Origin of the sequence: Streptomyces sp. NPDC087428 (genome assembly GCF_044744085.1) — a bacterium.
Taxonomy (GTDB): Bacteria; Actinomycetota; Actinomycetes; order Streptomycetales; family Streptomycetaceae; genus Streptomyces.
Genome location: NZ_JBIUXR010000001.1, coordinates 768,340 through 788,856 on the forward strand (window position 1 = coordinate 768,340; position 20,517 = coordinate 788,856).

Genomic DNA, 20,517 nt, shown 5'->3' on the forward strand with positions numbered 1-20,517 from the left:
ACGTGACGAACCTGTACCGGACGACGCGTCCGTGCCGGGTGGGGGGAATCACAGGGCGTTTCCCCTGCCTGGCACCCCGCGCAGAAGGGACCGCTGACGGCGATGCAGATCCGGCTGACCGTCCTCGCGCCGCGCAGCGGCCAGACCCCGGCGCGCGCCTGCGATGTGCTGGTCACCGCCCCCGCGGGGACGGCGCTGGCCACCGTGGCCTCCGGCCTGGCCGCGGCCGTCTCCGGGCCCGACGGCTCCCTCGGCAGCGGTGCGGTGGTGCTGTTCGCCGGGCGGGAGCGGCTCGACGCACAGCGCAGCGCCCTCGGTGAACCGCCCCTGGTCGACGGGGCGGTGCTCTCGCTCCAGGTCCCCGGCGAGGACGAGTCGACGGACGACGCCGTTCCGGCGCGGCTGCACGTGATCGCCGGACCGGACGCGGGCGGGGTCCACCTGCTGCACGGCGGGCAGATCCGGATCGGCCGCTCCGCCGAGGCCGATGTCCCCCTCGACGACCCCGACGTCTCGCGGCTGCACTGCGCGGTGACGGTCTCCGACGACGGCCGGGTCGCGGTGGCCGACCTGGGCTCCACCAACGGCACCTCGCTGGACGGCACGGAGGTCCGCGACCGTCCGGTCCGGCTGAAACCCGGTGCGCTGCTGCGGCTCGGCGAGTCGACGCTCCGGCTGACCTCGGGCGCGCGTACGCCGACGCTGAGCACGGCGCCGGACGGCGAGGGGCACCTGCGGGTGGCCAGGGCGCCGGCCGACGCGGAGCATGACCGGGACCCGGTTCCGGGACACGGTTACGGGGACGGCTCCGCCCACGGGTACGGCGCGGCCGCGCCCCCCGCCCACGAGGAACCCGCCTTCCACGGCCATGAGCGCGGCGCGCGGGACGACGACGACCGGGGCGGTCACCCCGGAGCCGGGCCGCGGCCCGGCTCCGGGCGCCCCCGCCACCCGGACGAGGAAGCACCCCGGCGGGGCATAGGCGCCTGGGCCCGCCGGCTCGCGGGCGGCAAGGGCGATCCGGTGCACGAGAGCGCGCCCGACGAGACGGCCGCGCCGGTCCCGGACCCCGCCACCTTCACCGCGCTGCCCACCGCCCCGGAGGGCACCTGGCCCGATCCGGCGTCCGTGCTGCTGACCGCGATCGGACCCGGCCCCCGGCTGTGGGAGCGCGACACCGGGCATCCGGAGGCGCTGGTGGTCCGGCTGGGCACGACCGAGCGGGCCGAGCTGCCGGCCGTGCCGGTGACCGTGGGGCTGCGGGAGGCGGGGTCGCTGGGGCTCGCCGGGCCGCGCGACCGGCTGACGGGGCTCGCCCGCTCCGCGGTGGCACAGCTGGCCGCCCTGCACTCCCCCGCCGATCTGGAGATCGTGCTGATCAGCACGGACCGGGCGCGCGGGGTGGACGAGCGGCGACGCGAGTGGTCCTGGCTCGGCTGGCTGCCGCATCTGCGCCCGATGCACGGCCAGGACTGCCGGCTGCTGCTCGCGTTCGACCGTGATCAGGCCGTCGCCCGGACCACGGAACTGGTGCGCCGGCTGGACGAGGGGCCACTGGGGCCCGGCTGGGCGAGTGTGGACCGCGCGACGGTCGCCGAGGCCGCCCGGCACCACGAGGGCCCGTTCACCGTGGTGATCGTGGACGGCGACCCCGGCTCCTCCGCGCTGCGCGAGAGCACCGCCCGGCTGGCCGGGGCGGGCGCGGCGGCGGGCATCCATCTGATCTGTCTGGCCGAGACCCCGGCCGCCACCCCCACCTCCCCGGTCGCCGCGACCTACGAGGCGGCGTGCCATGCCTCGATCGCCTTCCGGGAGTGCGGGGCGGTGGCCATGCTCAGCGGTGACGTGGCGACGGCGCTGCGGCTGCTGCGCACGGCGGGCGGCCGGGCGGCCGGCCACGGCACGGTCGCCGCGGTGGACGCGGTCTCTGCGCACTGGGCGGAACGGTTCGGCAGGGCCCTGGCCCCGCTGCGCGCGGAGGGCTCGGCCGGGCTGCCCGGCCGGCCGGCCGCGGTGGCGCTCCCGCCCTCCGCCCGTCTCCTGGACGAACTGGGCCTGGCCCGCGCCACCCCGGCCTCCCTGATGGCCCGCTGGGCCTCGACGGCGGACGACCAGCCGGGCGCGACGGTCCGCGGCTCGGACGGCGCGGCCCCCCGGGTGGGGGCGCAGCGCACGAGCGGCCAGGCACCCCGCCCGCCCGCCGCCCGGGGCACGGACGCCCCGGGCTCGGGCCGCACCCCGTACCCGCAGGACACGACCGGCCGGGGCTCGGGCCGCACCCCGTACCCGAACACCGTGGAGAGCCAGGGTTCGGGCCGCACCCCCTACCCCGACGGCACGTACGCGCCGGGCTCGGGCCGCACCCCGTACCCCCCTCGCGGCGGCTCCAACGAGACCCACGCGGGGATGCCGCGCGGTGCCTCGGGCCGTGACGCGTACGACCGCACCGGCTCGGGCCGCACCCCGTACCCCGAGCGCACCGACAGCCCCGCGTCCGGCCGCACCCCCCACCCCCGTGTGGGCGGGCAGCGGTACGACGGGGGGCCCGGGGACACGCCGAGTTCGCGCACTCTGCCCGGCTCCGACACCCGTGCCCGGTACGGGTCCGCGGAGGCGTCCGCCGATGTCCGGGACAACGACAGCCTCCGCTCAACCGGTTCGGGGCGTTCCTCGAACCGGGTCAGCGGGCCGCGTCAGAGCGACGCCCCCCGGGTCGCCGCACGCGGCTCCGTCCCCGGCGGCGCGGCGGCGGACACCGGTACCCGTCCGGCGGCCCCCGCCGACGCGGGCGCCGCCTTCGCCGGGCGGCCCGTCGTGGTGCTCGGGGCCGGGCCCCGGGGACCGGTGAGTGTGGATCTCGCCGACGAGGGGCCGCACCTCCTCATCGAGGGGCCGGGCGGCAGCGGGCGTACCGAGCTGCTGAGGGCCGTCGCCGCGTCGCTCGCGGCCGCCGCCCGGCCCGACCGGCTGGGCATCCTGCTGGTGGACGGCGCCGGGGGCGAGCGCGGCGAGAGTCTGCGTCCCTGCACCGAACTCCCGCACGTGTTCTCGCACTTGGTGGCCTCCGATCCGGTCAGGATGCGGGAGTTCGCGCAGGCGCTGGGCGCCGAGGTGAAGCGGCGGGCCGAGCTGCTCGGCGGGGTCGACTTCGCCGAGTGGCACAGCCGGTCCGGGGCGGCCGGGCGGCCGGGCGGTCCGTGGCCGTCGAGCGCGGCCGAGCAGCGCGGTGACGTGGACTCCCAGATGAGCGGCACCCTGCAACTGCGGCCCGCCGCGGCCCGGCCGCCGGAGCCGGGACCCCCGCCGCTGCCCAGGCTCGTCGTGCTCGTGGACGACTTCGACGCGCTGATCGCCCCGGCGCTCGGCAGTCCGGGCCGGCCGGCCGCGGGTTCGGTCGTCAGGGCGCTGGAGGCCGTGGCCAGGGAGGGCGGCAGGCTCGGCGTCCACCTGGTCGCGACGTCCGCCCGCCCGGACCGCACGGAGGACACGGACCTGGCCCGCGGGGCCCGGCTGCGAGTGGTGCTCGATCCGCCCGTCGTGCCGCCCTCGCCGGACGAGCCCGCCCCGGGCCGCGGGCGGCTGGGCCATCCGGACGGGCGGGTGACGCCGTTCCAGGGCGGCCGGGTCACGGGGCGCATTCCGCGCACGGCGACGCTGCGCCCCACGGTCGTACCGCTGGAGTGGGAGCGGATGGGCGACCCGCCCACCCGTCGCCCGGTGCGCGAACTGGGCAACGGGCCGACGGACTTGGCGCTGCTGGCCAGCGCGCTGGAGCGCGCGGCGCGTTCGGTGAACGCCGCGCCGCTGGCACCGCTCGCGCCCGCGCACCACTGAAGGGGCGACAGGCCCGAGCTACGGCCTGTCGTCCCCAATCTCCGGATACCGTCCATGAGTTGACGTCACGAGCCCATCACGATCAGCGAGTTGGGCCCGATATCGGTATTGCGGCACCCGGATGCCGGGCGTAGGACTGTGCGCACACGACCAAGTAATGAATGACCGGCACCGTCGGAAGTCCGACGGTGCCGGTCGGTGCAAGCGCACAGGAGAGACGGGGCACGGATGCGCACAACGCTTCGGATTCGCAGAGCCGCCATGGTTTTCACAGCCATCGGCGCACTGGCCCTCACCGGCTGCGGCGACGACGGTGACGGCGGAAAGGGCAAGACCGACGGGGGCGCCTCCGAAGGAAGCAAGGACAAGGCGTCGAGCGTCGTACTGCCGAAACTGAACGGCGAGAAGATCTCCGTCGCGGCGGTCTGGACCGGCCCGGAACAGGCCAACTTCGTCAAGGTCCTGAAGGAGTTCGAGAAGCGCACGGGGGCGACGGTCACCTTCGTCCCGGCGCAGGACCCGATCGTCAACTTCCTCGGTACGAAGATCGCGGGCGGCCAGCCGCCGGACGTCGCGATGATCCCGCAGGTCGGCGCGATCCAGCAGGCCGTCGCGAAGAAGTGGGCGAAGCCGGTCGGCGCCGAGGCGAAGGCCCAGCTGACCAAGAACTACTCCAAGGTCTGGCAGGACCTGGGCGCGGTGGACGGCACCCAGTACGGCGTCTACTTCAAGGCCGCCAACAAGTCTCTGATCTGGTACAACGCCAAGGCGTTCGAGAACGCGGGCGCCTCGGAGCCGAAGACCTGGAAGGACTTCCTGGCGACCGCGGAGACGGTGTCCGCCTCGGGCGTCACCCCGGTCTCGGTCGCCGGCGCGGACGGCTGGACGCTCACCGACTGGTTCGAGAACATCTACCTCTCCCAGGCGGGTCCCGAGAAGTACGACCAGCTGGCCCAGCACAAGATCAAGTGGACGGACGGGTCCGTCAAGGACGCGCTGACCACGCTCGCGCAGCTCTTCGGTAAGCCCGCCCTGATCGCGGGCGGCGCCGACGGCGCGCTCCAGACGGAGTTCCCGGCCTCGGTCACCCAGACCTTCAGCGGCGGCGACCAGCCCAAGGGCGCGATGGTCTTCGAGGGCGACTTCGTCGGCGTCAACATCGCGCAGACCAAGGCCAAGATCGGTACGGACGCCAAGGTGTTCCCGTTCCCCGCGGTCGGCCCCGAGTCGCCCGTGGTGACCGGCGGGGACGCGGCGGTGGCCCTGAAGGACAGCAAGGGCGCCCAGGCCCTGCTGACCTGGCTGGCCTCCACCGACGCCGCGCGGATCTGGGCCGAGCAGGGCGGGTTCATCTCGCCCAACAAGGCCCTGGACGCGGCCGCGTACCCGAACGAGGTGCAGCGCACGATGGCGAAGGCGCTGATCTCGGCCGGTGACGCGGTCCGGTTCGACATGTCGGACCAGGCCCCGCAGTCGTTCGGCGGGACGCCCGGCAAGGGTGAGTGGAAGACCCTCCAGGACTTCCTGAAGAGCCCGAAGGACATCGCGGGGACCCAGGCCAAACTGGAGTCCGACGCGGCCAAGGCGTACAAGAGCTGACGGGATGACGACAGCCGCAGCGGGGGGCGCCGACGAGGCGCCCCCCGCCGACACCCAAGCCCGCGGCGGGACCTCGGTACCCGCCCCCAGAAAGCCAGGATCCGGGCAGCCGCCCGCCCGCAAGGTGCCCAGCCGCAAGAGCGTCACCGGCACCCGCAGGGTCATCGCGGCGCTCTTCCTGCTGCCCGCGCTGGTGCTGCTCGGCGCGCTCGTCGTGTATCCGATCGTGTACTCCGTCTACCGGTCGTTCTTCGACCAGGCGGGGACCGGTTTCGCCGGACTCGACAACTACAAGGCGCTGTTCTCCGACGACACCATCCGTACCGCGATCAAGAACAACGCGATCTGGGTCGTCCTCGCACCGACCGTCTCCACCGTTCTCGGCCTGATCTTCGCCGTGCTGACCGAACGGATCCGCTGGGGCACGGCGTTCAAGCTGATCGTCTTCATGCCGATGGCGATCTCGATGCTCGCCGCGGGCATCATCTTCCGGCTGGTCTACGACCAGGCGCCGGAGCGCGGGGTCGCCAACGCCGTCTGGGTGGGCGTGCACGACACGTTCTCCGAGTCGGCGGGCTTCCCCAAGGCGCATCCGCTGCCCGTCCACCCGCTGAAGGCGGCCGGCGGCGGGTCCTTCGTGACCAAGGTGCCGGTCCGGGCCGGGGAGCCGGTCCAGCTGCCCCTGGTCGGGGTGCTGCCGGCGAAGATGCCCTCCGACGCGAAGCCCGCACGGGCCCCCGCGACGGTGAACGACGGGAGGATCACCGGCACCGCCTGGCTGGACTTCACCCAGGGCGGCGGCGGCAAGCCCAACGTCATCGACGCCAAGGAGCTCGGCCTCAAGGGCATCAAGGTCGAGGCCGTCAAGGACGGCAAGGTGGTCGCCTCGGCCACCGCGGGCGCCGACGGCACGTTCACCCTGCCCGCCGCGGCGGACGGGGCCGAACTCCGCCTCCCGGCGTCCAACTTCAAGGAGCCGTACAACGGGGTCGACTGGCTCGGTCCGACCCTCGTGACCCCCGGCATCATCGGCAGTTACGTCTGGATGTGGGCGGGCTTCGCCATGGTGCTGATCGCGGCCGGCCTGGCGGGCCTGCCGCGCGAACTCCTCGAAGCGGCCCGGGTCGACGGGGCCAACGAGTGGCAGGTGTTCCGCCGGATCACGGTGCCGATGCTCGCCCCGGTCCTCGCGGTGGTGCTGGTGACGCTGATGATCAACGTCCTGAAGGTCTTCGACCTGGTCTTCATCATCGCGCCGGGCTCCTCGCAGGACGACGCGAACGTACTGGCGCTCCAGCTCTACCGGTCCTCGTTCGGCACGGACGCGGACCTGGGGATCGGCAGCGCCATCGCCGTACTCCTGCTGTTGCTGGTGGTCCCGGTGATGCTCTTCAACATCAGGCGGATTAGGAAGGAGGGGCGCCGATGACGACACCCACGGCCACGGCCCCGCCCGCCGGGGCGGACGACGCCCCGGACACCGGCGTACCGAAGGCCCGGCGCTCGCTCAGCGCCCGGATCGCGGCACGGGCCGGCGGCGGCGTGATGCGGGTCGTCCTGGTCCTGGTGGCCCTGTTCTGGCTGATGCCCACCATCGGGCTGCTGCTGTCCTCGTTGCGCAGCCCGGACAGGATCGCGGCGACCGGCTGGTGGAAGGTCTTCACCGTCCCGTCCCAGCTGACCTTCGACAACTACTCCCGGCTGCTGGACAATTCGACGATCACCGATTCGCTGTTCAGCACCATCATGATCACCGTTCCGTCGACCGTCCTGGTCGTGGTGATCGGCTCGCTCGCCGGATACGCCTTCGCCTGGATGGAGTTCCCCGGCCGCGACTGGTGGTTCCTGGTGGTGGTGGGGCTCCTGGTGGTCCCGGTGCAGGTCGCGCTGATCCCGGTCTCCAAGCTGTTCGGCGCGGTCGGCATCTTCGAGACGACCTTCGGCGTGATCATCTTCCACACCGCGTTCGGCCTGCCCTTCGCGATCTTCCTGCTGCGCAACTTCTTCGCGGAGATCCCGCGGGAGCTGCTGGAGGCGGCCCGGCTCGACGGGGCGGGTGAGATCCGGCTCTTCACCCGGGTCGTGATGCCGCTCGGCGGTCCCGCGATCGCCTCGCTCGGGATCTTCCAGTTCCTCTGGGTGTGGAACGACATGCTGGTCGCACTGATCTTCGCGGACTCCGGTTCGCCGCCGATCACGGTCGCACTCCAGCAGCAGGTACGGCAGTTCGGCAACAACATCGACGTCCTGGCGCCCGGCGCCTTCGTGTCGATGGTGATCCCGCTCGCGGTGTTCTTCGCCTTCCAGCGCCAGTTCGTCTCCGGCGTCATGGCGGGCGCGGTCAAGTAGCCGCCGGGGCACGATCCACGCCCCCGGGGTCATGCGCGTCAACACGGGGCAGTCCGGTCAGCGACCATGGACTGCCCCGTCCGCGTGCCCGGGGGAGCCACCGTCCCGCGCACCCCCGGATGTCCAAGGTTCACTTAAGGGCGTGGGTAGTATGATAAGTGGGGCCTTCATCAGCCGCGCGGTCGACCACATCGACGGCAGAGTGTTGTGTCTGCCGGTTCCGGCCGGGATATCCGCGTCCGTACCCATCGATCGGATGGCACGGCCGACCGGCCGCCCCCACCGGGGCCCGACCCGCCCGCCTCCCGACCGTCGCACCGTTGTCAGCCCCCTGCCCGTCCTGCTGAGCGCTCCGCAGTAATCTGTGTGCGCCCCAGTACGCACAGTCCGAGAAAGAGTCTGTATGCCCCGGCTGAGTGTCATCATCCCCGTCCGCCGCGCCCGGGGAAGTCTGCGCGAGTGCCTGGAGTCGGTGCTCTCGCAGTCGTTCACGGACATCGAGGTCATCGGTGTGGACGACGGTGCTCCGGACGGTTCCGGACTGGTGCTGGACGAGTTCGCCGCCCGCGACAGCCGGGTCCAGGCAATCCACCTGCCCGAGGGCTCCGGGGCCCATGGCCGGCGCAACGCCGGGGCCGGGCGGGCCACCGGGGACTACCTCCTCTTCCTTGAGGGGCACTACGTCTACCTGCCGGACGCGCTGCGGGAGATCGCGGACCGGCTGGACTCCACCGACGATCCCGATGTGCTGGTCTTCGGCCACCGCAAGCGCCCGTTCCGCGGCAAGACCCGGGCGACCCGGTCGCTGGAGCTGCTGAGCGCCATGCCCGCGGGCCCGCACACCCTCGCCGCCCGCTCCGGCCTCCTCGACATCGCGCCGGTGTCCTGGAACCGGGCGGTGCGCCGCACCCTCGCCGAGAGCGAGAGCCTGTCCTTCGGCCCCGGCCAGCACGGTGAGCGCATGTACGCGCTGAAGACGCTCGCCGTCGCCGGTTCGGTCGCCACGCTGGGCACCGCCTGTGTCGAGCACCGCCAGCAGCGCTACCTGCCCGGCCTCGCGGACGAGGCGGAGCCGACGGCCGGCACGACGCCGCTGGAGCTGGTCGACGCCTACGGCGACCTGATGACCTTCGTCGAGGCGCGCCCGGCCCTGAACCCCGTGCGCGCGCTGCTCTTCGACCGCGCCGTCCAGGAGCTCCTGTCCGCGTACCCCGCGGTGACGAAGCGCCGCAGGCAGTACGTCACCGCCGTCGCCTCGTTCCACAGCGGCCACCGCCCCGACGGCTTCACGTTCCCGGGCGGCGCCAAGGGACTCCGGCCGCAGCTGATGGGCGGCGGGAAGTACGCGGCGCTCGGCGCCCTGGACACCGCGCTCGCCACCCGGCGGGGCCTGCGCACGGCGCCCGGCACGGCGCGCGCCAAGGCGAAGAAGTCCTTCACCGCGCGCTACTACAAGGCGCAGCGCAAGCTTCCGCTGGACCCGAAGCTCGCCGTCTACGCCGCCTACTGGAACCGCGGCGTGAGCTGCAACCCCGAGGCGATCTACCGCAAGGCCCAGGAGCTGGCCCCCGATGTGCACGGGGTCTGGGTGGTGTCGAAGAACCAGGTGGACTCGCTGCCGAAGGGCATCGACTACGTGGTGCCCGGCACCCGGCGCTACTGGTCGGTGCTGGCCCGTGCCACGTACTTCTTCAACAACGTCAACTTCGCCGACCACCTGGTCAAGCGCCCCGGCCAGATCCATGTGATGACGCACCACGGCACCCCGCTGAAGATCATGGGCATGGACCAGCAGAACTATCCGGCGGCCGCCCAGGGGCTCAACTTCGACCGGCTGCTGAAGCGGGTCGACCGGTGGGACTGGAGCGTCTCCGCCAACCCGCACTCGACCGAGGTGTGGTCCCGCGCCTACCCGAGCGCCGCGCGCTCGCTGGAGACGGGATATCCCCGCAACGACGTCTTCGCGACGGCGACGCGGGAGCAGATCGACAAGATCCGCGAGGGGCTCGGCATCCGCCCCGGACAGCGCGCCCTGCTGTACGCGCCCACCCACCGCGACTACGAGGCCGGCTTCACCAGCCGCCTCGACCTGGCCCGGTTCTGCGAGACCGTGGGCCCGGACACCGTGGTCATGGTGCGCGCGCACTACTTCTACGGCGGCGCAGGCCTCCCCGAGGACCCGTCGGTCATCGACGTCAGCGACCACCCGCGGATCGAGGACCTCTGCCTGGCCGCCGACGCGCTGATCACGGACTACTCCTCCGTGATGTTCGACTACGCCCATCTGAACCGCCCGATCGTGGTGCACGCCCCGGACTGGGAGACGTACCGCACGGTCCGCGGTGTGGTCTTCGACCTGCTCTCCGGCAAGCCCGGCGAGACCCCGGGTGCCGTCGCGACGACCACGGACGAGCTGGCGCTGGCGTTCACCGACGGCAGCTGGGACAGCCCCGCGAACGAGGCGCTGCTGAAGGCGTTCCGCGAGCGGTTCTGCCCGTACGACGACGGCCGCGCCGCGGAGCGCGTGGTGCGCCGGGTCCTGCTGGGCGAGGAGCCCCAGGCCTCCGGAACCGCCTGATCCGCCTGTTCGTGCCGAGGGGCCCGTCACCGGAACGTTCCGGTGACGGGCCCCTCGGCGTGACGGCCCCGCGCGCGGGCTCAGCGTTGCTGGCCCGCCATGACCGTGGCCAGGCCGACGACCACGAGCAGCGAGCCGCCCCAGGTCCACATCGAGGTCCGCTCGTGCAGCACGGTCGCCCCGGCCAGCACGATGAGCAGGTAGCCGAGCGCGTTGAACGGGTACGCGATGGAGAGCGGCACCTTGGCCAGGGTGGACATCCAGGCGAGGGCGGAGACCGCGAAGATCACCAGCCCGACCACCACCCAGGGGCTGGTGGCGGCCCGCAGGGCGACGGAGCCGCCGTGCTCCCCGGCGGCGGCCGCGGCGCCCTTCATCCCGTGCTTGAGCATGATCTGGCCGCCCGCGGACGAGAACACGGCGAACAGCAGCAGCATCAGACTGGGGAGGGTCAAGACCTTGCTCCTGAGGGCGGCGGCCGGGTTCTCGGACGCGTGGGCGGCGGTGGGTGGGGGGACGGTCGCCTCAGACGCCGACCCGGTCGGCGGGGACGTACTGTCGGTTGAGGATGTCCTGTACATCGACGTGCTCTCCAGCGATGATCGTCTCGGCCGCATGCGGGGTGAGCAGTGCGACGTGCTGATAGCCGAACAGCGTCGGCCGGATCCGGGTCAGCAGCCTCGAAAGACCGCCGAGTACCGCGGCGAGCGGGCCCCGGCCGAGCAGCGACCAGAACGGCGCCCCCGTCGAGGCGATGTCCAGGACGTCGTAGCCCGCGGCGCGCACCGTGCGGCGCAGGCTGGCCCGGGTGAAGAAGCGCAGATGCGTCTCGTCGAGGATGCCGCGGCGGTCGTAGTCGAAGGCTCCGATCGCGACCCGCATCCGTGAGTACCAGTGGCTGAAGTTCGGCACGGACAGCAGCACCCGGCCGCCCGGCCGCAGCACGGTGGCGACCTCGGTGAGCACCCGCTCGGGGCGGGAGAGGTGCTCGATGACGTCCCCGGCGACGACGTAGTCGAAGTCGACGCCGACCTCGGGCGGCAGGCCCTCCTCCAGATTGGCGAGGTGGAAGTACGTGCACTTCTCGCGCACCCCGGGCACCTCGACGAAGTCCACCCCGGTCACCTCGTGGCCGAGTGCCTCCAGCCGCTCCGCGAACAGACCGCCGGAGCAGCCGAGGTCCAGGACCCGGCCGGGCGGCAGCTTCCGCATCTTCTCCAGGATGACCGCGTGCGAGGAGCCGTCGCCCTCCTTGAAGGCGTACTCGACGGGCTTCGGGATCCAGGCGCAGGTGCCGAAACCCTTGACCGCCAGCCGGTATTCGAGGACGTCCTTGACGACGTCCTTCGCGTACTTCATGCCGTTGACGTAGCAGATCTCGTCGCCGTAGTACGTGGGCACGGGGATCTCCTTGATCCGCATTCCCGCGTCGAGCAGCTGGACGATGATCTGGGTGTCGAAGTCGAAGGCGTCGGTGTTCCGGTCGATCGGCAGCCGCTTCAGCGCCTCGACGCTGTAGGCGCGGTACCCGGAGTGGAACTCGGTCAGCCGCGAACCGAGGAGGCTGTTCTCCAGGCGGGTGAGAATGCGGTTGCCGAGCCATTTGTACATCGGCATACCGCCCTTGAGGGCGTTGCCGGATTTCATCATCCGCGATCCGAACACCGCTTCGCATTCGCCGCGTTCGATCGGGGCGACCATGTCGGGAAGGAGTTCCGGGGCGTACTGTCCGTCGCCGTGCAGCAGCACGACGATATCCAGTCCGTGTGCGGCGGCCAGCGCGTATCCGGCCTTCTGGTTTCCGCCGTATCCGAGGTTCTTGGTGTGCCGCATCACCACGGTCCGCGGCATTCCCGCCGCCTGGGACCATCGGCAGCCGGCGGTGAAGGTCGCGTCATGACTCGCGTCGTCGAGAATGAGGATCTCGTCGATCCGGGAGCGGAAGTCCTCCGGAATCCGGTCGAGGGTCTTCTCGAGCGTTGTCTCCGCGTTGTACGCGACCACCAGGATGCCGATCCTGGGACTCGGGCTTTCCTTCACGGGGCGTTCTCCAGTTGCGCTCGGTGCTCGGTGCTGGGGTCGGGAACGGGTCGGTGGGGGGACGCGGCGCCGGTGCGCGCGGTCAGTTGACGGCGGAACCGGAGGGCTGCGAGGTGCGGGGGGAGGTGAGCGGCGCGCGCTCCGCGGGGGCCTTCCGGGGGGTGCCGGGCTCGGTCGCGAGGATCCGGCGGATGCCGGTGACGAGGCCGGCCGCCAGGACGATCCAGCCGGCCGCGCCCAGTTCCAGCACCGGCTCGCTCCAGCGCACGGCGGAGCGCCCGCTGTAGCCGAGGACGGCCGTCAGTCCGGCCGCGCAGCTGTACGCGAGCCCTTCCCGGAACCCGAGAACGAACGTTCCGGCGGCCGCCCAGGTCAGGTACTGCAGACCGGAGGCGGTGGACAGGAGCAGCAGCAGGCCCATCGTGGCGGCGACGACCCCGGGCAGTTGCGCGGGCCGCAGCCAGGCCAGCCAGGCCCCGGCGGCCGCGCAGACGAGTACGAAGAGGAAGTGGCCGCCGCCCTGCATGAAGGTGATGACGGATTCCGGCAGCCCGAGGACGTCGGCGAACCGGACGAGCCCCCAGAGGCGGTAGGTGCCGCCCCCGTACTCCAGGACGTTCTCCCTGAGGTGCTGCGGCACGGTCACCAGGGCCGGCCCCCACACCAGGGCGAACAGCGCGCCGAACCCGGCGGCGAAGCGGACCGACACCGGCCGGCCGCCGCGGAGCGCGGCGACGAACAGCGCCGGGATCACCACCACCGGAATGAACTTGACGCTGATCGAGAGCGCCGCGGCCACCCCCGCGGCCAGCGGCGACTTCCGGTCGGCCAGCAGATGGGCGGCGGCCAGGGCGAACGCGATGGCGACGGCGTCGGTGTTGCCGTGGTAGCCGGAGGTGGCGATGAGTACCGGGCTGACGGCGACTCCGATGCCGCACAGCACCGCCGTGCCCTGGGCGGCTCGCCGCCGGACGATCTCGAACACGAGAACCGCGCAGCAGAAGTCGGCGATCGACGCGGGTGACCGGATGAGCGTGGCGAACGACATTCCGAGTTCGGAGAGACCGTTCAGGCCGAGCAGCATCCAGCCGGCGAGCGGCGGGTGGTTGTAGACGGGCAGTCCGGGCAGCGGGTGTTCGTAGATCCGGACGGGGCCGTACACGGTGACCGCCTTGGCGAATCCCGCGAAGATGCGTACATCGGTCGGGCCCGGCGTATTCGCCGCGATGACCATGCGAGTCACGAGGCCCACGGCCGCGGCGACGAGCACAACGGCTCTTGCGCGTCGCACGTCCCAGGATTCGCACCGCATTCGGATACCCATGAAAACAGAACGTAGCAACCCGGCGACGCTATGCGACGCACCGATCAACACACTTATGGGGCGTGCGGCTCGGATGCGCTGCGGGTCTGCACAAACACCCGGAATGCCGAATCACTCGAACGGTTCACGCAGTTCGCACAGTCCGTACGTCAATTTCCGTTCACCGCCGTGCCGTGCGGCGGTTCACCACACGCCGGTGCCCGGCCGGTACGGGTACCGGCCGGGCACGTGTGCCCCTGTGGGGGGCGGGGTTTCGCTCGGGACGAGGACTACAGCATCCGGTCGACCACCCGGGCGGTCGCCCGGCCGTCGTCGAGGTCGCAGAAGTCCCGCCGAAATGCCTCGTACGCTTCCGCGTGTCCCGCGATGGCCCGGACCGGGTCGCGCAGGGCGTCGATCAGGTCGTCGGAGCCCGGGATCAGCGGGCCGGGGGCACGCGCCTCGAAGTCGAAGCTGAATCCGCGCAGTGTGTCGCGGTAGTGCTCCAGGTCGTAGGTGTGGAAGAGCATCGGACGGCCGGTCTGGGCGAAGTCGAACATCAGCGAGGAGTAGTCGGTGACCAGCGCGTCGCTGATCAGCATCAGATCGCCGACGTCCGGGTAGCGCGAGACGTCGCGGACGAATCCGGTGCCGCTGTCCGGGAGCCGGTCGGTGACCATGTAGTGACGGCGCACCAGCAGGACGGTGTCCGCGCCCAGTTCGCGTTCGGCCGCGGCCAGGTCGAGCTGGAGGCCCAGCGAGTAGCGCCCGCCGCCCAGCTGCTGGTCCTCGCGCCAGGTCGGCGCGTACAGCACGACCCGCTTGCCCTCGGGAATCCCGAGCCTCTCCCGTACCGCCTCCGCGACCTTCCGCCGGTCGGGGGCGTGGAAGAGGTCGTTGCGGGGATAACCGCACTCCAGCACCTCGCCCTCGAAACCGAACGAACGGCGCAGGACGGGGGTGGAGAAGGTGTTCGGGGAGACCAGGAAGCTCCACTGCGCGGCGCGCTGCTTGAGCGTGTCGATGTAGGCGGCGTTCGCCTGGATCGTGCCCGCGAGCTCCAAGCCGATGCGCTTGAGCGGGGTGCCGTGCCAGGTCTGGACGACCGTCTGGTCCTCGCGCCGCACGAACCACTCGGGCAGCTGGGTGTTGGTGACGATGTGCCGGCTGCGGGCCAGCGCCTCGTGCCAGGCGGCCGAGCCGTGCTCCACGGCGGTGGCGCCCGCGGGGACGATGGCCTGCTGGTCGCGCACCACCCACAGGTGCTCCAGCTCGACTCCCCTGAGCACCAGTTCCTCGTAGACCGCGCGCGGCGAGTCGGAGACCTGGCGGCCGTCGAAGCTGCTGTAGAGCGCGGCCTCGCGCAGCGGCGCGGTGCGCTGGGCGGTGTAGGAGTCGCTCAGCAGCTTCTTGGCGCGCAGGCCGCGCTCCGAGGCGGAGAGCACCGGGGCGGAGACGACCAGGAGCTGGTCGCCGAAGCGCCGCTCGATGGTGTAGTCGCGGCCGGAGAGCGTGCGGGTGGCGGGCAGGGTGCGGAAGGCCGCGGCCGGGATGCGCAGCGCGATGTCGCCGCTCTCGTCGCCCGCGCCCTTCTCGCGGAAGAAGAAGTACCAGTTGCCCTCACCCAGCGGGAGCGGGCCGCCGGGCCCCTCGACGGCGTCGGGCCGCAGTTCGGCCCGGAAGCGCCGCGCGTCGTCGTCGCCGGAGAACGTGACCGGGAACGTCGCCTCCTCGCGGTGGGCGCTGTTCTGGACCACCAGCTCGACGGGGTGCTCCGAGTCCTCGGGGAACGCGCCCTCCAGGAACAGCAGCCCGTCGTCGGTCCAGCTCGCCAGCTCGACGGAGGGCTGCACGGTGCGGTCGCTGATCAGCAGGTTCCCGCGGGAGCTCGTGACGAAGGCGAGCTCGCGGCGTACGCCGTCCGCGCCGTCGCCGAGCGGGTAGCGGCCCGGCAGTACGGGGCCGGGCACGTCGATCGGCGTCCTCTGGTCCTTGGGTCCGACCAGGTGGACGCTGTAGCCGAGGCTCTTCGGTGTGTCGTCCGCCGTGGGGCGGGCCTCGGTGAGGGCCGCGAGCGGGAGCTCCGCGGTGAAGCGGCGCCAGCTGGCGGCGGCGGACTCGGTGCCCTCGCCCACCGTGACGGGGACGTCGTACGCGGCGCCGGTGGCCTTGTGCGTGAGGCCGAGCCGCAGCTCGCCGCCGGCGAGGCGGTCGCGGACCATGCCGGACACCAGGACGGTGCCGGCCGTGTCGCCCGCGCGGTGGGTCTCGAACCGGGCGTCGATCCGCTCCGCGTGCAGCACCAGCTTGTCGCCGTCGAAGGCCGGGACGATCCGGTGGTCGCCGTCGGGCCGGTACACGGGCGGTGCGACGGAGGCCTCACGGACGGAGGGGAAGGAGCGGCGCAGCAGGCCGTTCCTCGCGATGCCGACCTCCAGGCGCCAGGTGAGCTGCTTGGGGCTGCCGTCGGCGGCGATGCGGAGCTTGGCCGGGTCGATGACGGCCTCGAAGCCCGCCCGGTCGTAGTCGTGCAGGCTCTGGCGGGAGCGCGCGGTGGCCTCCGGCTCGTCGGTCCTGCGCAGCCGCAGCGGCACCACGTTGCGCCGGCCGGCCCGCAGCCAGCCGATCCGGAACTCGCTGGGGCCCGAGGCGACGGGCAGGTTGCGGATGTAGGCGTACCCCTTGAGGTGCAGCTTGCCGTCGCGCCACTGGGCGTCCCGCAGCCGGGCGGCGAGCGGGAGGTCGCGGTCGGCGACGCGCAGCACCTGGGCCGGCACGGGCTGCTTCAGCACCGGGTACTCGGCCTGGCGGCGGCGCACGCCGCGTACGGCGAAGGCTCCGGGCTCGCGCTTGTCGTAGGCGAGCAGCGCCAGCAGGTCCTCCATGCGGTGCTCGCGCACCAGGTACCACATCAGGCGCAGCCGCAGCGGGAGTCCGTCGAGGACCGTCGGGTCGACCTGGTCGATGAAGGCGTTGCAGTGCGTGAGGAAGGCCTCGCGGTACTCGGCGTCGCCGTCGGGCAGGACCTCCATGAAGTACCAGAGGTCGTTGGCGAGGGCGTGGGCCTCGTAGTGGTTCTTGTCGGCGGCCGGGCGGTTCTCCGCCAGGAAGGTGGAGACGCCCTGCACGTGCGCGACCCGGTCGCGGACGCCGCGGACGACGGCCCGGCTGGTGGTGATCGAGCCGGGGCGGTCCCGCCAGTGGTAGACGGGGTCCTTCACGATGTCGACCGAGCCGGCCAGGAAGTGGGCCGGCAGCACGACGGGGATGTCCTCGTAGAGCGCGCCGACGGGGAAGGCGAACTCGTGCTTGTCCCAGAAGGAGCGGCGGAAGACCTTGTTGCAGGCGATGCGGTCGCCGAGGAGGTCCAGGTCGCGGGAGACGTGGGTGCGCAGCCGGGTCGTGGCCATCGGCTTGCGGAACATCGGCGACTGCTGGAGCCTGCCGCCGGCGCGCAGCCGCAGCACGTTGCCGGACGCGAGGTCCGAACCGGTCTCCTCCAGCGCCCCGACGAGCAGCTCGTACGCGTTCGGCGGGATGATGTCGTCACTGTCGACGAAGGCCAGGTAACGGCTCTCCGGGTCGCAGTTGCGGACACCGGTGTTGCGGGCGTGCCCCAGTCCGCCGTTCTTCTGGCTCACCAGCCGGAAGCGGTCGTCCTGCGCGGCGAACTCGGCGGCCAGAGCGGCACTGCCGTCGGTGGACCCGTCGTCGACCATCACCACCTCGAGGTCGGTCATGGTCTGCTCCGCGAGGGACTTCAGGCAGTCCGTCAGGAAGAGTTCCACGTTATAGACGGGGACAACGACACTGAGCCGTGGCGGCATGTTGAGCACGTCCGTTCATCGGGGGCCTGGCTGTCCGTATGGCTCAACCGTGTGAACGGTCGGGGGTCACCGGTTACGGTCCCGAACGAGTGACTACGCCTGCACCGTGCTCGCCCCGTGGGCAAAGCCGTTCCGGTCCAGGGGTTCGTCCTCGGCGGTGACGGCAGTGCCCGGGGCTTCGCCCGGACGGCCCGGGAACACGGTGTGGCGCATGCTCCGGGAGGCCCGGTGGGCGGCCCGTCCACCAGACTATCCGATGGACCGGCGGCTCCTAAAAGCACACTCACACCCCGGCCCGAAGCGCAACCGGGGGCGGACACACTCGGGACCACCCGGTCTGCCACAGGAGGAGACGCAGAGCGTGCGGGGCCGGTTCCCCGTCCCCGGTCAGCGGGTGAGCGCGGCCACGGCGGAGGCCGCCAGGTCGTCCAGGTACCCGGCGGGCAGCTCGCCCCTGACCACCGCGAGGCGCCAGTAGAGCGGGCCGACGATCAGGTCGAGGGCGCGGTCGGGGTCGCTGCCCTCCGGCAGTTCCCCGCGCGCCACGGCGTCCCGTACGACGACGGCGGCGATGCCCAGCTGCGGGTCGAGCAGGGCGGCCTTGATGGTCGCGGAGATCTCCGGGTTCCGGGCCGCCTCGACGAGCAGGTCCGGGATGACCTGGGAGGCCAGCGGGTGGCGCAGGGCGTAGGCGGCCAGTTCGAGCACGGCGCGGACGTCCCCGTACAGCGAACCGGTGGCCGGGGCGGGCATGCCCTGCACCGCGACGGCGGAGACCAGGTCGAGGACCAGGTGCAGTTTGGACTTCCAGCGGCGGTAGACCGCGGTCTTGCCGACGCCCGCGCGCCGGGCGATTCCCTCGATGGACATCCGGGCGAAGCCGACCGCGGCCAGTTCCTCGAAGACCGCGCTGCGGATCGCATCGGTCACGTCCTCGCGCAGCACGGCGGCTCCGGCGGGGACACGGCGGCGGCTTCCCGGGTCGGTGGTCATGGCCCGAATCATAGTCCGCGACGACGAAACGGTTGCGTTGCGACGTCGATGCGTCCTACCCTCGGCGTTGCGACGATACGGTTCCGTCCCGTCGCTCATGTGTGTTCCTGCCCCCCGACGAAAGCGATCGTGGTGAGCCAGACAACAGCCCCGGCGGCCCCGGTGGACACCCCGCCGCCCCTGCTCCCGCCCCCGTACGCACCGGGAGAACTCGCCGCCCTCGCCGCCCGCCACGGGCTGACCGTGAGCGGGGCGAGGCCGTCCCTTCCCGCGTACGTCCGGGAGCTGTGGGGACGGCGGCACTTCATCACGGCGTTCGCCACCGCCAAGCTCACCGCCCAGTACAGCCAGGCGAAACTCGGCCAGATCTGGCAGATCATGACCCCGCTGCTCAACGCGACGGTCTACTACTTCATCTTCGGCGTCCTGATGAAGACGAAGCACGGTGTCCCGGACTACGTCCCGTTCCTGGTCACCGGCGTCTTCATCTGGACCTTCACCAGCAGCTCGATCACCGCGGGCACCCGCGCGATCAGCGGCAACATCGGGCTCGTCCGCGCCCTGCACTTCCCGCGCGCCTCACTGCCGATCGCCCTGGCCCTGCAACAGCTCCAGCAGCTCCTCTTCTCCCTGGGCGCCCTGGTACTGATCCTGCTGGTGTTCGGCCAGTACCCGCAGCCCTCCTGGCTGCTGGCGGTGCCGGCCCTGGCGCTACAGGCCGTGTTCAACACCGGCATCTCGATGGTCATGGCCCGCCTCGCCGCGCGGACCCCGGACATCGCGCAGCTGACACCGTTCGTCCTGCGCACCTGGATGTACGCGTCGGGCGTCATGTGGAGCGTCGGCACGATGCTCCAGGGCGGCCGGGTCCCGCACCTGGTGAAGCTGGCGCTGGAGGTCAATCCGGCCGCCGTCTTCATCAACCTGATGCGGTTCGCGCTCATCGACAGCTTCGACGGCGGACAGCTCCCCCCGCACGTGTGGGCCATCGCCGCGGGCTGGGCCCTGGTGTGCGGCGTCGGCGGGTTCATCTACTTCTGGCAGGCCGAGGAGAGTTACGGACGTGGCTGAGAGCACTTCGCCCGGAGTACCGACGGTCGTCGTCGACGACGTCCACATCACGTACAAGGTCAACGGCGCCCGCACCGGCAAGGGCAGCGCCACCTCAGCCCTCAGCCGGCTCACCTCGCGCCGCCAGTCCCCCGGGGTGCGCGAGGTGCACGCCGTGAAGGGGGTCAGCTTCGCCGCGTACAAGGGGGAGGCGATCGGCCTGATCGGCTCCAACGGCTCGGGGAAGTCCACGCTGCTGAAGGCCATCGCCGGTCTGCTGCCCGCCACGAAGGGCCGCGTCCACACCCAGGGCCAGCCCTCGCTGCTCGGGGTGAACGCGGCGCTGATGAGCGATCTGACCGGCGAGCGCAACGTCGTCCTCGGCGGACTCGCGATGGGCATGAGCCGCGACGAGATCCGCGAGCGCTACGCGGACATCGTCGACTTCTCCGGCATCAACGAGAAGGGTGACTTCATCACCCTGCCGATGCGCACGTACTCCTCCGGCATGGGCGCCCGGCTGCGCTTCTCGATCGCCGCGGCCAAGAACCACGACGTGCTGCTGATCGACGAGGCCCTGTCCACCGGCGACGCCAAGTTCCAGCGCCGCAGCAAGGACCGGATCATCGAACTGCGCCGGCAGGCCGGCACGGTCTTCCTGGTCAGCCACCACAACAAGTCGATCACCGAGACCTGTGACCGGGCGATCTGGCTGGAGTCGGGAACGCTGCGCATGGACGGCCCGGCGAAGGAAGTGGTCGCCGCCTACGAGAAGTTCACCGGCAAGAAATAACCGCCCCCGGGACGGGGCGGTATCTCGGGCCCGGCTGACGATCGAGGGGTGGGGGGGGGCCCCCGGGGGCCCCCGGGGCGCCCCCCCCCCCCCCCCCCCCACCCCCCGGGCCCCCCCCCGGCCCCCCCAGCCCCCCCCCCCCCCCCGAAAA

The 20,517-nt window shown here is 72.0% G+C and carries 12 protein-coding genes; 7 read left to right on the forward strand and 5 right to left on the reverse strand.

All coding sequences use genetic code 11. From position 1 onward, the window contains the following. The first annotated feature begins 102 nt into the window (after positions 1 to 102). From ACIO3R_RS03515 to ACIO3R_RS03535, 5 genes are all read left to right on the forward strand, one after another. On the forward strand, positions 103 to 3,834 hold the full coding sequence (locus ACIO3R_RS03515) for an FHA domain-containing protein (protein ID WP_402102858.1): 3,732 nt from the start codon (positions 103 to 105) through the stop codon (positions 3,832 to 3,834). Positions 3,835 to 4,062: 228 nt separating this feature from the next. Continuing rightward, the gene (locus ACIO3R_RS03520) at positions 4,063 to 5,433 is read left to right on the forward strand and encodes an ABC transporter substrate-binding protein (RefSeq protein ID WP_385036306.1); all 1,371 of its coding nucleotides are present in this window, start codon (positions 4,063 to 4,065) and stop codon (positions 5,431 to 5,433) included. 4 nt (positions 5,434 to 5,437) lie between these two features. Then, entirely contained in the window at positions 5,438 to 6,862 is a 1,425-nt protein-coding gene (locus ACIO3R_RS03525; RefSeq protein WP_402102861.1) for a carbohydrate ABC transporter permease, read from the forward strand. Further along, complete coding sequence (locus ACIO3R_RS03530; RefSeq protein WP_385036308.1) at positions 6,859 to 7,782, forward strand: carbohydrate ABC transporter permease; 924 nt, start codon at positions 6,859 to 6,861, stop codon at positions 7,780 to 7,782. Before ACIO3R_RS03525 ends, ACIO3R_RS03530 begins: the two co-directional genes overlap by 4 nt. Before the next feature lie 403 nt (positions 7,783 to 8,185). Continuing rightward, positions 8,186 to 10,360 (forward strand): CDP-glycerol glycerophosphotransferase family protein, encoded by a 2,175-nt coding sequence (locus tag ACIO3R_RS03535; RefSeq protein ID WP_402102864.1) that lies wholly within the window; start codon positions 8,186 to 8,188, stop codon positions 10,358 to 10,360. An 80-nt stretch (positions 10,361 to 10,440) separates the two neighbouring features. On the opposite strand, the gene ACIO3R_RS03540 is transcribed toward ACIO3R_RS03535, so the two are convergent. The 5 genes from ACIO3R_RS03540 to ACIO3R_RS03560 all read right to left on the reverse strand — a co-directional run bounded on the left by ACIO3R_RS03540 (position 10,441) and on the right by ACIO3R_RS03560 (position 18,535). Continuing rightward, the gene (locus tag ACIO3R_RS03540; protein WP_362961420.1) at positions 10,441 to 10,815 is read right to left on the reverse strand and encodes a hypothetical protein; all 375 of its coding nucleotides are present in this window, start codon (positions 10,813 to 10,815) and stop codon (positions 10,441 to 10,443) included. 70 nt (positions 10,816 to 10,885) lie between these two features. Next, positions 10,886 to 12,400, reverse strand: a complete 1,515-nt coding sequence (locus ACIO3R_RS03545) for a methyltransferase domain-containing protein (protein ID WP_385036310.1) — start codon at positions 12,398 to 12,400, stop codon at positions 10,886 to 10,888. Between the two features lie 82 nt (positions 12,401 to 12,482). Continuing rightward, positions 12,483 to 13,691 (reverse strand): glycosyltransferase family 39 protein, encoded by a 1,209-nt coding sequence (locus ACIO3R_RS03550; RefSeq protein ID WP_402102868.1) that lies wholly within the window; start codon positions 13,689 to 13,691, stop codon positions 12,483 to 12,485. Between the two features lie 302 nt (positions 13,692 to 13,993). Continuing rightward, positions 13,994 to 17,539 (reverse strand): CDP-glycerol glycerophosphotransferase family protein, encoded by a 3,546-nt coding sequence (locus ACIO3R_RS03555; RefSeq protein WP_402102871.1) that lies wholly within the window; start codon positions 17,537 to 17,539, stop codon positions 13,994 to 13,996. A 378-nt stretch (positions 17,540 to 17,917) separates the two neighbouring features. Beyond that, positions 17,918 to 18,535, reverse strand: a complete 618-nt coding sequence (locus tag ACIO3R_RS03560) for a TetR/AcrR family transcriptional regulator (RefSeq protein WP_123471426.1) — start codon at positions 18,533 to 18,535, stop codon at positions 17,918 to 17,920. Positions 18,536 to 18,652: 117 nt separating this feature from the next. On the opposite strand from ACIO3R_RS03560, the gene ACIO3R_RS03565 reads away from it, so the two are divergent. Then, positions 18,653 to 19,594 (forward strand): ABC transporter permease, encoded by a 942-nt coding sequence (locus ACIO3R_RS03565; protein WP_402102875.1) that lies wholly within the window; start codon positions 18,653 to 18,655, stop codon positions 19,592 to 19,594. After that, positions 19,587 to 20,366 (forward strand): ABC transporter ATP-binding protein, encoded by a 780-nt coding sequence (locus ACIO3R_RS03570; protein WP_402102878.1) that lies wholly within the window; start codon positions 19,587 to 19,589, stop codon positions 20,364 to 20,366. Before ACIO3R_RS03565 ends, ACIO3R_RS03570 begins: the two co-directional genes overlap by 8 nt. Positions 20,367 to 20,517: the final 151 nt, after the last annotated feature.